Genomic DNA, 12027 nt, shown 5'->3' with positions numbered 1-12027 from the left:
TCACCAAACCTTCCATGGTTGTTTTCCATCTGTCCACATGTCGTTGATTTCCTTCAGGTTTTTATACGTATCAATTGCTGTCCAAAATCCGTGATGCTCATAAACGGCAAGCTCTCCATCATCCGCCAGGTTTTGAAGAGGCTCTGCTTCAAACACGCATTGATCATCGTCTGTCAAATAATCAAATACCTTTGAAGACAACACAAAAAATCCTCCATTGATCATCCCGATACTGTCTGTCTTCTCAGAGAAGGATTGTGCCATCCCGTTATACACCTTCAGTGTCCCGTACTGGGACTTCTTTTCAATGCCTGTGACAGTCGCAGCTGCTCCAAGATCCTGATGACGTTTCAGCAAATGAAACATATTGATATTAGCCAGTCCATCACCATACGTCATCATAAAGGTCTCATCACCAATGTAATCCTGTGCCTGCTTTAAACGTCCGCCTGTCATCGTATTTTCACCTGTATCTAAAAAGGTGATTTTCCAGTTTTCCGATTTACCTAAAAGCTTCATTTCTCCTGTCGCCATATCGAGCTGCATGCTGTGATGCTGCCAGTCGTAGTTCAGAAAGTACTCTTTGATCTTCTCTCCTTTATATCCAAGCAATAGGATAAATTCGTCTACACCGTAATACTGATAGATTTTCATAATATGCCATAGAATAGGCCGGTCTCCGATCATAGCAAGTGGTTTAGGAAGCGCTTGTGTGACCTCACTCATTCTCGTTCCCTTTCCTCCGCAGAGAATGACTGCTTTCATCTTCTCCCCTCATCTCTCTATGAAGATTTTTGATTAAAACCCTATCTTTATGCGGAAAATCAGTACATGTACCCTCATACTTTGTCCGACATCAGGTTTTGAATCTACTCTATTCATATGTCGAAATGAGAGAGTGTGCCACCTAGCATTTAACTATTTTTACAAATAAAAAAAGAGCGAGATTCATATTCTCGCTCTTCCAAAGTTTAAATTGTATATTTTCAGGGTAGATGGTATGATAAACATGTGCATAATCAGCACAAACAGCCTCTTTCTACAAAGAGACTACTAGATTGAATGAATTCAAGTGGCAGCTTGCTTCATTCTCAATATGAATCACGGAGGTGAATTCCATGGCACAAAACGTTCTTTGTGAAGTGAACTCTTGCCGTTTTTGGGCTGAAAACAGCTGTACCGCTTCTACCATTAAAATTGGTAAAAACACGATGACTGAAGTGACTCGTAATACTGAAACTGATTGCGAAACATTTGAAACAAAATAATCTATTTTTCTCTGAGATGAAGGAACTGGCAGGTTCCTTCTTTTCTTTTATCATTCTATCAAGAATGATAATTATTATCAAGTGTTTTTCAATAAACATTTCTCGGGAAATAATGACACGATATTTCTCCATTCGTTGACGATTTTCACTCCTTTTTCTATACTCAACATATCCGAAGAAGAAAAAGTGGTGACCAATCAATGGATTTTACGATACGTTTTCTATCATTCTTTGTCGTGGAAATCGAAGGCAAAGATGAACAAGCAAATAAACGGTTTAAACATTATCAAACACTAGATCAAGAAGAATTTGAACAAAGTGAGCTGAAGGACTTTTTAGACGGTGAGTTGAAAAAAATCGTCAAACGAAAAGTGGACAGGCACCCTAAATCTGAACAAGTACCGACCAAAATTGGCCGATTTATTGTAGAACCCGGTCATGAGCTCGATTCAAATCCCAACTACAACCTATTTCATCAAACGAGATTTGCAGATACAAAAGAATTGTTTAATGAATGCAGTGAACAGTTTGTTCGCACATATTTAGATACAAGTGCTGTCAGAGGCGGCGTTTTTTTAGTTGCTTCTGCTGTTCCAAAAAAGTATTTCGATGATTCCTTTGTCTTTATTATGAAATGCGATTTCGAACAGAAAGTGGCTTCTATCGCTGATACATCTACCTTGATTAGAAAAGTCGAAATGGCCATTACGACAAAAAACATGAAATCAATTCAATACCCGTTTATGCCAGAAGAGGGCATGACTGAGGAAGCTGAAGTGAAAATTCATCAATCTTCACACGCTCGTTATTTTGAGGACTTTTTGAAATTCGTCGAATACGGTGAATCCATGCCTGAAATCATGAAATCACAGGTCATGAATATGGTACAGGAACAGGTTTTTGAAACATTACAGGATGAAAGTGAAGAATTAAAGCAGTTTGAAGAGGATCTTGAAATATGGGAAGCGAGTGAAAAGCGAGAAATTAGAGAAACACTCGATACAGAACAGGTCACACAAGCGGCCTCCCATATTGTTGAACAAACCCCTGATATCACAATGAAAATGCGTCTAGGCGAAACGGAAATCAAAGGTCTTCTAGCAGACTTCGGCCAATCAATCCATATTGCAAAGCTCAACAATCGATATGTCGTGCTCGTTGAAGCAGATCAAATCGTCTTCGAAAAGGGAAGCACACCTGTTGAGTTTCATAAACCAAATGGGTTAAAAGAGGTGGTCAGCCAGCTGACGCAAAAAGCCTATGATTCAGATCTAGAATAAAAAAAACATGACTGCCTCTTGCATTCAGCGCATGAGGCATTTTTTTGTATAACGCTTGATTTATTACGCTGGATCAGAAGAAACATGCAGCTCCCTGCCTCTTGCCCACATGCTGACAAGCAATAAGCTTATGATGAGCATCAGCCAAAAGACGCTGCTTGATCCAAAAAACTGAATCATCGTATACCCGCACAAGGGTCCTAAAGCCGCTCCCATATCTTGAACAAAGGAATAGCTTGCGAGGAAGCGGTTTTTATCTGTTTGAGCAGACGCTTTTTGAAAAGCAAGCGTGTCCGTTAATGTCGTTAAGATTGTTGAGAGCAGCTGGATCAAAAGCAGCATCACAAGAAACCAGCCGCTTACCTTCAGCATGACCGCCAGAAAACTGAGACCTCCAAATGAAAGAAACATCCAGCAAAGCGTTCGTTCCTTCATCACAAGCCCATCAAACCATCTGCCCGTTTTCGGTGCTACAAATGGTTCCCACCCCCATCTGAGCGCTTGAATGATTCCACTTAAAGCCGAAGCTCCGATAACAAAGCCGAACAGAGCAAATTCACCATGACCGATCCTTGCTTCAATGACATGACTGAGTGTTGATGCGAATAACCCTTGTATCACAAGTGCGATCAGCATACCTGTCATTAATACTTTTACAACATCCCGTGTAAGCCACCTCTGTTTGATGACTTGATACACCTGCCCCTCTTCTCCCTTTTCAATCTCATCCAAAGAGACATAAAAAATGACCCCTAGTAATGTGAGTAAACCAAAAACTAACGTCATGGACTGGAAGCCCATCAGGCTGGCGAATATTCCGCCAAATAACATGCCGAATAAACTGCCAAGCCGGTAAAGCCCATTATAAATGCCCGTATAATGCCCTTGAGAGCTTTCCTCCATCTCAGCAATTAATCTCATTCCACTCATACGCAATAACGTCCATGCCAGCCCCCAAGCGCAGCGGCAAATCAGCAGCAGCCAAAAACCACTCACACCATATAGCATCGTGGTCACTGAAGCAATCAAAATAGCGATCAATACACCAGTCTTCATTGGGACAAACCGATAGAGCCACCAAACGACAGGCGTTAGCGGGATGCGGATGAATCGGTTAATGGACAGCAGCAGCCCGACCTCCCAAATAGACGATAAACCAATCTCTTTCCAATAAATCGGAAGAACAATATAAAGCATTGAATCCCCAATCAGTGCAAATGCTGTGATAAGCGATATTGACACCACTTGCTTTCGACGATGATCCATTTCTCTTCCCCCTTCGCTATCTTTACAATAAGGGATGCCTTATAATAAATCTAATGAATGTTTTTGATTAAACCATCAAAATAATTGATAGGTGGTGTAAAGTTGAATTTACATGCCCTTCGGATTTTTGCAAAGGTCGCAGAGACAAAAAGCGTTACACAAACAGCAGACGTACTGTCATTGACACAGCCTGCTGTGACGGCTCAGCTTAGAAGCATTGAAAGTGAGATCGGTTTCCGTCTTTTTAAACGAAATGGCAGAGGCATTACACTTACGGAAATGGGGAAAATTCTATACCCTTATGCCCGGCAAGTGTTCGAGGCTGAAAAAGAAGTAGAATATCAGATCACACTTTTAAAAAACGGAAAAAAGGGGCGGCTCCGCATCGCTTCTACCTATGTACCACTTAACTTTTTACTGCCAGATTGGCTTGCTGCCTTTAAAACATCTTCACCACAGACAGAAATTGAATTAAAAAGCGGAAACTCCGCTCAAGTTTTAGAGAGCCTGCTTCAATATGAATCAGATGTGGCCATCGCTGTGATCGAGGATCTGCACCATGAGGAGATTCTCACCTCTCATTTAACGAATTTAAGCTATGATTTTATTGTGCCGGCAGACCATCCGTTGAACGGAAAAACTGTCCCGCTAGAGCGCCTGAGTCAGGAGCCTTTTTTGATGCGTGAAGAAGGCAGTTCCACAAGAGATAAACTCTTTTCTCTTTTTACCTCGAAAGGGATCAAAAAACCAACCGTTGATTTACAATTCAGCGGTGTTCATGAAGCGATTCAAATGATCAAAGCTGGATATGGCATCACACTTGTTCCCCGTGATGCGGTTCATGGCAGTCTCAAGCGGCAAGAAATTGGGCGCGTGTACATTGAAGGCATTGAGATCGTCAGACCGGTTGTTGTGTGCAAACGGGCGAATGATCTTGAAGAAAATAGAACCGTGGATGCCTTCCTGCAAATGAAAGGTATCGGTCCATTTACTACGCCTGCTGCCAATTAAAAAAGTGCCTGCTTCTGAAACAGGCACTTTTTTTCTATTCGGCTGGCTGCACGATGTCAAACGGTACAGCTTTTGAGGCTTTCACTAATTGTTCTGGGGTGATGAGGATTTCATTTCCCCATTCGCCTGCCCCAACACCTAATATCTCCTCTTCTAATAACGAAGCCTCAATAATGGTGCGGAATCCTTCTGGCTGCCAGCAAAACGGCGGAATCGAGCCAATTCGATAGCCCGTCACTTCAAGAACCTTCTCCGGTGAAGCCATTTTAATATTACGGGAGCCGGCGGCTTTCTTTAGTTTCCCTGACTTAATATGCTGGTCAGCACCAACCATCACAAGCAGCTACTCTCCTTCTCCTGTTTCAAAAATCAATGTTTTAATCATTTGTCTTTCACGAAAACCAAGAGCTGCCGCTACATTTGCTGCTCCCTTCTCTGTTTCGGCAGAAAATGTTTTGATCTCATATGGGATCTCGTGTTTGTCCAAAAAGTCATGAGCCGGTAATTTTTTCAATCGATTGAACCCCTTTCCTTACAATGTCCTTCATTTAGCTTATCACAATCTTCTCATCCTTAAGATGTATTTTTCAATGGAAAGCCTATGGACCCTTCATCACCATGCTATACTAAACTTGTTTTTGAAAAGGAGCCGGTTTGATATGGGAAACAAGTTTTGGTGTTATACAAGCAGTAAAAGCCTTCTCATGCTGAGTGATATTTTATTTGTGATGACGATCACGTTTGTCATTTATCAAGATACACAATCTGTTGCCTATGCGGCTGTATTTCCGCTGATTAGAACAATATGCCAGCTATTGGCTGGGCTCTTCTCTCCTGTTTTAACCGATTACTTTCAAGCTGGCCGCCTATTAAAATGGGTCCCGCTTTTACGTCTTGGGATGCTCATCGTGTTTACAGCCCAATTTCATTTGTTTCAGCAGCACATGGTCTGGTTGTTTAGTGCGCTTATTTTGATTTCCCTCACAGGCGGGTTCATCAGTCCTTTAATGCAGGCCATCATGCCGATGCTTGTGAAAGCAAATCAGCTTGTGAAAGCAAACAGTACAGCCTCCATTTTACATCAAATGATTCAAATCGCCGGCTATTCGTTCACTGGAATGCTCGTCCTATGGATCGGGCCATTTTATTTAATGTGGATCACTTGTGTCATGATTGTGTTGTCTTATCTATTATTCATCCCTGTCTTTCCTCTTCTCAAGCAAGAAGAGACGGTTCGAAAGGCAAATAAGATGAACAGCTTCAAAGATGGATGGACGATCATTTGGAGAAATAAAACGGTGCGCACCCTGACATTTATGGATGTTTGTGAAAATATTGCGGGTGCTGTGTGGATCGGAGCAATTACGCTTGCTTTTGTCACCCATGATTTAAAGCAAGGTGAGGAATGGTGGGGATTTATCAATGCCGCTTATTATACAGGTGCCATCATAGGCGGGCTCTTAGCTGCATGGATGAGTCAGTTTATCCAAAAACAGCTTCTCCTCTTTATGGCAGCTGGTTCATTCATTTATGCAGTGCTGACCATTGTCTATTCACTGAACAGCCTCCCGTGGCTTGCTTTGCTGCTTTGTATTTTGATGGGGCCTGCTTATCAAATCCGAGATGTTTCGCAGCAAACCATTCTTCAAACGGAAACGCCAGTACGTGATTTATCAAAGGTGTATTCGGCTCACTACGTCCTTTCTTCAGTATCGGTCGGTTTGTCTATTTTCTTTGTTGGATTGATTGCAGATGTATACGGGGCGAGGTCTGTGTATTTGCTAGGCGGTCTGTTTGTGCTCGTCTGTTCCGGCATTGCCATCCTTGCTTTTATGAAGCAGAAAAAAGAGAGCAGCTGATGTATGCAGCGGCTCTTTTACTTTTCTTTTAACATCGCAAACATGTCACGGGCCATGGCTTCTAAAATATACACAACTGGCGTCTGTGTGGTGATATTGGCTCTGTGGACCCGTTCATCTGTGACGTAGTAGGCAATATTTAAATCTGAAATGCGCGAAATCGTGCAGTGCTGGTTATTCGTAATACTAATGATTGTGCTGCCTTCTCTTTTTAACTTCGAAATATGATCAATCGTAATACTGTTCTCCCCTGATACAGACAGCACAATGGTGACACTATTGTCTAAATACTGCATATTCATCGGGAAAAACGGATCGTTGATGTAAAATGAAAATTTCTCAAGACTTGAAAAGTACCTCGCCCCATACTGCGCCAAAATGCCAGAACTGCCAGTCCCAATAAACAGCACATTTTTTGCCTCAGCAATGAGCTTCGCTGCCTCCTTAATTTTCCCCTCAAAGTCTCCCTTTAATGTTCGTTCAATAAATTCATATAGAAAGTGCTGTGTGCTTTTTAAAGAAGGTGTCTGCTCTGATTCTAAATACATTTTGAGCTTCACTTTAAACTCTGAAAAGCCATCACAATTTACTTTTCGGCAAAAGCGAAGGACAGACGAGGTGGAAATATGTGCAGCATCTGCAAGGTCTCGAATTCTCATGTACACGACCTTTTCACTGTTTTCCATGATATATCGGTATAAAGCGCTTTCTAGTTCATTAAAGCTGGAAATGACCTCACTTGAAAACATCTGACTTCCCCTTTCTCCAACAACATGTCACAATGTGTTTCTTTTATGTAACAAATCTCTAAATAGGGCACCCTTGCCTAAAGACGCTGAAGTCATTTACGCACGCGATGCTCTCACGATAAGCTATTGATGTACACAATAAAAAAGACTTTTCTCTATTATAACATTGCGCGTTACATTATTCGGAGGTGCAGAGCATGGCAAAAGGATTAAAGGTTGTCACAATTGGCGGAGGATCAAGCTATACACCAGAGCTTGTAGAAGGATTTATTAAACGATACGATGAATTTCCGATTAGCGAACTTTGGCTCGTTGATATTGAAGCGGGAAAAGAAAAGCTTGAGATCGTCGGAAATCTTGCAAAACGCATGGTCAAAAAAGCAGGGCTTCCAATCGAGGTTCATTTAACATTAGATCGCAGGAAAGCACTTGTAGATGCTGATTTTGTCACAACACAATTCCGTGTCGGACTTCTTGAAGCACGTATGAAGGATGAACGCATTCCTTTAAAATATGATGTCATTGGTCAAGAAACAAATGGTCCAGGAGGTCTATTCAAAGGACTTCGCACCATTCCTGTCATTCTTGATATTGTCAAAGATATTGAAGAGCTTTGCCCGAATGCATGGCTTGTGAATTTCACAAATCCAGCTGGTATGGTTACTGAAGCCGTTCTTCGTTATTCAAACCATCGCAAAGTCGTTGGTTTATGTAACGTGCCGATCGGCATTCGCATGGGAATCGCCAAAGGGCTTGGTGTCGACGCAAGCAGAGTCGAAGTCAGCTTTGCTGGATTAAACCATATGGTCTTTGGACTCAATGTATTCTTAGACGGCAAGAGCATCATGGATCAAGTCATCGAAGACATGGCTGATCCAAACTCCAGCATGTCGATGAACAACATTCAAGCGATTCCGTGGGATGCTGATTTCTTAAAAGGGCTTGGCGTCATTCCTTGTCCGTATCACCGCTACTACTACAAAACAAGTGATATGCTGGCTGAGGAAAAGAAAGCAGCAGCAAATGAAGGAACTCGTGCTGAGGTCGTTCGCGCATTAGAAAATGATTTGTTCGAGCTTTACAAAGACCCTGATCTCGACATCAAGCCGCCACAGCTTGAAAAACGAGGCGGTGCCTACTACAGTGATGCCGCTTGTAACTTAATTGCATCCATTTATAACGACAAGCATGACATTCAGCCTGTAAACACCATTAATAATGGGGCTATTAGTGACATTCCAAATGATTCTGCGGTTGAACTCAACTGTGTTATCACAAAAGACGGTCCTAAACCAATTGCTGTTGGTGAAATGCCAGTCGCTGTCAAAGGACTCATTTCTCAAATTAAATCCTTTGAACGCGTAGCTGCTGAAGCAGCCGTGACAGGCGATTACAACACAGCTCTTGTCGCAATGACCATCAACCCGCTTGTCCCATCAGATGCCATTGCAAAAAGCATCCTAGATGAAATGCTAGAAGCACACAAAGAATATTTGCCGCAGTTCTTCAATAAAGTAGAAGCATAAAAAGAAGCCGCACTTGTCGAAAGTGCGGTTTTTCTTATTTCGCTGCAAACACGCGGTCCATCTGAGGGCGATCATAGTCTAATAGCCAGTGCTGTAAGCCTTCATAGACTGGTCTTAAACGCTCTGGATCTGCCGCAATGAGATCACAGCCTCGATCATCATATAAGTGAAAAATCATTTTTTTCGAGAGATTCATTAGGTAAATTTCATAACCATGCTTCCCCTTCAAGATTTGATTCGGTGCATAGAAGTCTTCCTGGCAGATCGCATGGAGAAGCGGACGCAATCGAATGTCTTGCAGCTGGCATTTGAGTGTAAATCTCTCTATTGTCAGTGAATCTTCTATTTCTGGACGTACATAGGTCAAAAGCTCATGACGCAATCGGTAACGCATTTTCCGATTGACATATTTTTGATAAACCAAGAGCTGACGCTTCGTTAATTCATGTTCATGTTCTGTATACACATCCGTTACAAGCAGCATCTCGTCTTCTGGATCAAAAGCATATTTCACAATCTCTAAAGCACGATCCCCCGCTTTTTCTAATACAATCGATTCTTTTCCTAATGACCAATCTGCCAATTCAAACCGAAGCCCAATAGGCCACTCATAAAAAAGCGGCGGCGTGAGGATAAGATGAGGAAAATGACTTTTTAGAAACATATTTGTTTGATCACTCATTTGCTTTCCTTTCACTCGTTTTATTTTTCATTTTACCGTTGAAACATATAGGAAAACAATTGGAAATGAACTGTCATTTCTTATATGATAGAAAGAGATGGAGGTGTGGCCAATTGAAAACATCAAAATGGTTTTTACAAGTGTTCCTTACAGCACTGATCACCATGTGGATACAGGCTGGACTTGATCAAGCGAACATCATTCAGATCACCAATGTATGGGTCGATGTCAGCAGCTGGATCCTGATCTTCTTTGTCATCTATGCACTTTTTGAATGGACAGCTCACGTCTTAGCAAAACGAAAAACCGCTCTCCGCTGAACATCTCTTTTCATAGAGATGTTTTTTCTTGAAACTCTTCTTGCACAAGTTCATGAATGACGCCCATTCCTGCCTGGCTTCCAGCTGCTGCTGCGAGAACTAACTGAGCAGGACCGCCTAAATTATCACCACATGCAAAGACACCACTGACGGTTGTACGTCCAAGAATATCTGTTTCAATACCCGCATTCTTCGTCATTTGACAGCCAAGCTTTTCGGCAAATGGGGCTGACTGCTTGAATTCACTTGCGACAAAACCGCCTTCCCTATTCACTATCTCCCCATTCGCAAGCTGTAGAGAGCGCAGCTGCCCATTGTCATGATCAATCGACACAATTGGCACATCAATGACTTGAATAGAATGTGCCGTCAGAAGCGTCTTGTCTTCTTCAGCTAACATGTGCCCATTCGTAAACACGATCAAATCCTTTGTCCAATTGGAAAGAAGTTTAGCCATGTGCAAGGCTCGCTGATTCTCTGCAATGAGGGCAAGTGCTTTCTCCTTTAATTCCCATCCATCACAGAAAGGACAACTAAACAATGTTTTTCCGTACACATCATGAATTCCTTCGATCTCTGGCAGTATATCCTGCAATCCAGTTGCCAAAATGATTTTTTTCGCTTCGAATGCATCCCCCTCGTGTGTTAGTAACGTAAAGTTTTCCTCTTGCTTTTGTATATCAACAATTCTACATCGGTTGATTTGGATATGAGGGTATTTTTGAAGGTCTGCCTCTCCCGCTTGTCTGATTTCAAACAGTGTCATTCCATCATTTGTAATAAATCCATGTGATTCCTGCGTCACTCGATTTCTTGGCAGCTCATCATCAAATACAACGACCTGCTTTCTGCCTCTTCCTACAACAAGTACTGCACTTAATCCGGCTGGCCCGCCTCCGATAATGGCACAATCTAATAACATATCAATCTCTCCCTTTTATCAAAGACTTTAAAGACTCTTAATATCTATAATCAGTTCAAAAAAATCACACGTTGAAAAATGGATTTTTTTCTGTTTGCTCAAGTTGGTTCGCAATATCAATTAACCGTTTTTGACTTAATGTCTCCTGCATTTTCGTTTCAACATCCTGCATAACTTGTTCAATCAAACAGCCATCATGAGGCATGAAGGAGTCATGCTCTAAAGAGCAGCGAAATAAATTCGTTTGCCCTTCTACAGCCTGAATGACATCTAAAAACGAAATGTCTTCCTTTCGTTTGATAAGGGTGTATCCTCCCTTTGCACCAGGTGTTGATTCAATCAGTCCCGCCTTCACAAGCTTTGTTAAAATTTTGGATAGATAGGTTGGTGAAAGGTCTTGCATCTTAGCAAGAGGCTCAACGCCAATCGCTTTACCCTTTGGCGCAAGAGTTAAAAACACCATCGTATGCAGCGCATAGTTGGTTGCTTTAGAATATTTCATGAGGAAACTCCTTTCTATCTATTATAGACCTTTTATATCTGTAATTGATCATAGATGATTCAAGAGAAAAAAGCAAGAGTTGTGAATCTGCTCCACTTTTCATTCCACATTTCACATTTCCTTCCGATAATAGAAGTAAGCACGAAATAAAGTTTTGATTGAGAACGAGAAGGAGTGAAGAAAAATGTCAGATCAGCAGCACAATGCAGCACACGAAGAAGAAGAGGAATTTAACGTATACGACATGCTTCCGCCGGCAGGTACAATCATCGGAGAAGCAACAGAAGAAGAAATGGAAGCCGCAGCAGCACTTGAAGTGAGACACGTCGCGTTCATGCGCCTTCAAGATATGTTCATTCAATTTGATGGCTCGTCTTACAAAGACTTATTAAAAGACTTCCAAGAATTCGAATTGGATTCCACAAAGTTCTGGAGAGCCATTGCTAGACGACTTCAAATCCCATACGAATGGCCAATCCGAATCGACCACGCAAACGGCCCTATTTATATTGGTGAAACAGAGGATAGCCGTGAGGTTGAGGAGAGCGCAGAGTAAGGAATGGCGGCCCCCTTTTGGTAAGGGGGCTTTTTGTCTCCATTACAAAACATCGGTTGAAAAAACAAATAAGCAATATGAGCGCT

Annotated in this window: 13 protein-coding genes and 1 pseudogene; 7 read left to right on the top strand and 7 right to left on the bottom strand. The window is 41.9% G+C overall.

Annotated elements, in window-relative coordinates:
* A complete protein-coding gene (gene rfbF / locus NSU13_RS03525; RefSeq protein ID WP_034282763.1) occupies window positions 1–765 on the bottom strand; it encodes a glucose-1-phosphate cytidylyltransferase in 765 nt (254 codons plus the stop codon).
* A gap of 353 nt (window positions 766–1118) precedes the next feature.
* Between rfbF and NSU13_RS03520 the strand changes: the two genes are divergently transcribed.
* Window positions 1119–1268, top strand: coding sequence for a DUF1540 domain-containing protein (locus NSU13_RS03520; RefSeq protein ID WP_072367870.1), 150 nt, complete (start codon window positions 1119–1121; stop codon window positions 1266–1268).
* Between the two features lie 200 nt (window positions 1269–1468).
* Window positions 1469–2548, top strand: coding sequence for a DUF3900 domain-containing protein (locus NSU13_RS03515; protein ID WP_034282768.1), 1080 nt, complete (start codon window positions 1469–1471; stop codon window positions 2546–2548).
* Between the two features lie 63 nt (window positions 2549–2611).
* Here the strand turns inward: NSU13_RS03515 and NSU13_RS03510 are convergent, their stop codons facing one another.
* On the bottom strand, window positions 2612–3814 hold the full coding sequence (locus tag NSU13_RS03510; protein ID WP_065215102.1) for an MFS transporter: 1203 nt from the start codon (window positions 3812–3814) through the stop codon (window positions 2612–2614).
* Between the two features lie 102 nt (window positions 3815–3916).
* Between NSU13_RS03510 and NSU13_RS03505 the strand changes: the two genes are divergently transcribed.
* Complete coding sequence (locus NSU13_RS03505; protein ID WP_065215101.1) at window positions 3917–4825, top strand: LysR family transcriptional regulator; 909 nt, start codon at window positions 3917–3919, stop codon at window positions 4823–4825.
* Window positions 4826–4859: 34 nt separating this feature from the next.
* On the opposite strand, the pseudogene NSU13_RS03500 reads toward NSU13_RS03505, so the two are convergent.
* Window positions 4860–5339 (bottom strand): annotated as a pseudogene (locus tag NSU13_RS03500) (YbaK/EbsC family protein).
* A gap of 145 nt (window positions 5340–5484) precedes the next feature.
* Between NSU13_RS03500 and NSU13_RS03495 the strand changes: the two are divergent.
* Window positions 5485–6684 (top strand): MFS transporter, encoded by a 1200-nt coding sequence (locus tag NSU13_RS03495; RefSeq protein ID WP_046314073.1) that lies wholly within the window; start codon window positions 5485–5487, stop codon window positions 6682–6684.
* A gap of 17 nt (window positions 6685–6701) precedes the next feature.
* Here NSU13_RS03495 and NSU13_RS03490 read toward each other — a convergent pair whose 3' ends face one another.
* Window positions 6702–7433, bottom strand: coding sequence for a MurR/RpiR family transcriptional regulator (locus NSU13_RS03490; protein ID WP_034282778.1), 732 nt, complete (start codon window positions 7431–7433; stop codon window positions 6702–6704).
* Window positions 7434–7630: 197 nt separating this feature from the next.
* Here NSU13_RS03490 and NSU13_RS03485 point away from each other — a divergent pair, with 197 nt between their 5' ends.
* On the top strand, window positions 7631–8959 hold the full coding sequence (locus NSU13_RS03485; RefSeq protein ID WP_024424565.1) for a 6-phospho-beta-glucosidase: 1329 nt from the start codon (window positions 7631–7633) through the stop codon (window positions 8957–8959).
* A 34-nt stretch (window positions 8960–8993) separates the two neighbouring features.
* Here NSU13_RS03485 and NSU13_RS03480 read toward each other — a convergent pair whose 3' ends face one another.
* On the bottom strand, window positions 8994–9641 hold the full coding sequence (locus tag NSU13_RS03480; protein WP_070326794.1) for a DUF3885 domain-containing protein: 648 nt from the start codon (window positions 9639–9641) through the stop codon (window positions 8994–8996).
* Between the two features lie 113 nt (window positions 9642–9754).
* On the opposite strand from NSU13_RS03480, the gene NSU13_RS03475 reads away from it, so the two are divergent.
* A complete protein-coding gene (locus tag NSU13_RS03475) occupies window positions 9755–9961 on the top strand; it encodes a hypothetical protein (RefSeq protein ID WP_070326795.1) in 207 nt (68 codons plus the stop codon).
* A gap of 10 nt (window positions 9962–9971) precedes the next feature.
* Here the strand turns inward: NSU13_RS03475 and NSU13_RS03470 are convergent, their stop codons facing one another.
* Complete coding sequence (locus NSU13_RS03470; RefSeq protein ID WP_342489855.1) at window positions 9972–10883, bottom strand: NAD(P)/FAD-dependent oxidoreductase; 912 nt, start codon at window positions 10881–10883, stop codon at window positions 9972–9974.
* 64 nt (window positions 10884–10947) lie between these two features.
* Window positions 10948–11385: an Rrf2 family transcriptional regulator gene (locus tag NSU13_RS03465; RefSeq protein WP_034282786.1), complete on the bottom strand. Its 438-nt coding sequence runs from the start codon at window positions 11383–11385 to the stop codon at window positions 10948–10950.
* 184 nt (window positions 11386–11569) lie between these two features.
* Between NSU13_RS03465 and NSU13_RS03460 the strand changes: the two genes are divergently transcribed.
* Window positions 11570–11941 (top strand): hypothetical protein, encoded by a 372-nt coding sequence (locus NSU13_RS03460; RefSeq protein WP_046314086.1) that lies wholly within the window; start codon window positions 11570–11572, stop codon window positions 11939–11941.
* The last annotated feature ends 86 nt before the right edge of the window (window positions 11942–12027 follow it).

It is taken from the genome of Bacillus sp. FSL M8-0049, from assembly GCF_038593355.1.
Taxonomy (GTDB): Bacteria; Bacillota; Bacilli; order Bacillales; family Bacillaceae; genus Bacillus; species Bacillus safensis.
This window is presented reverse-complemented; position numbering and strand designations above follow the sequence as displayed.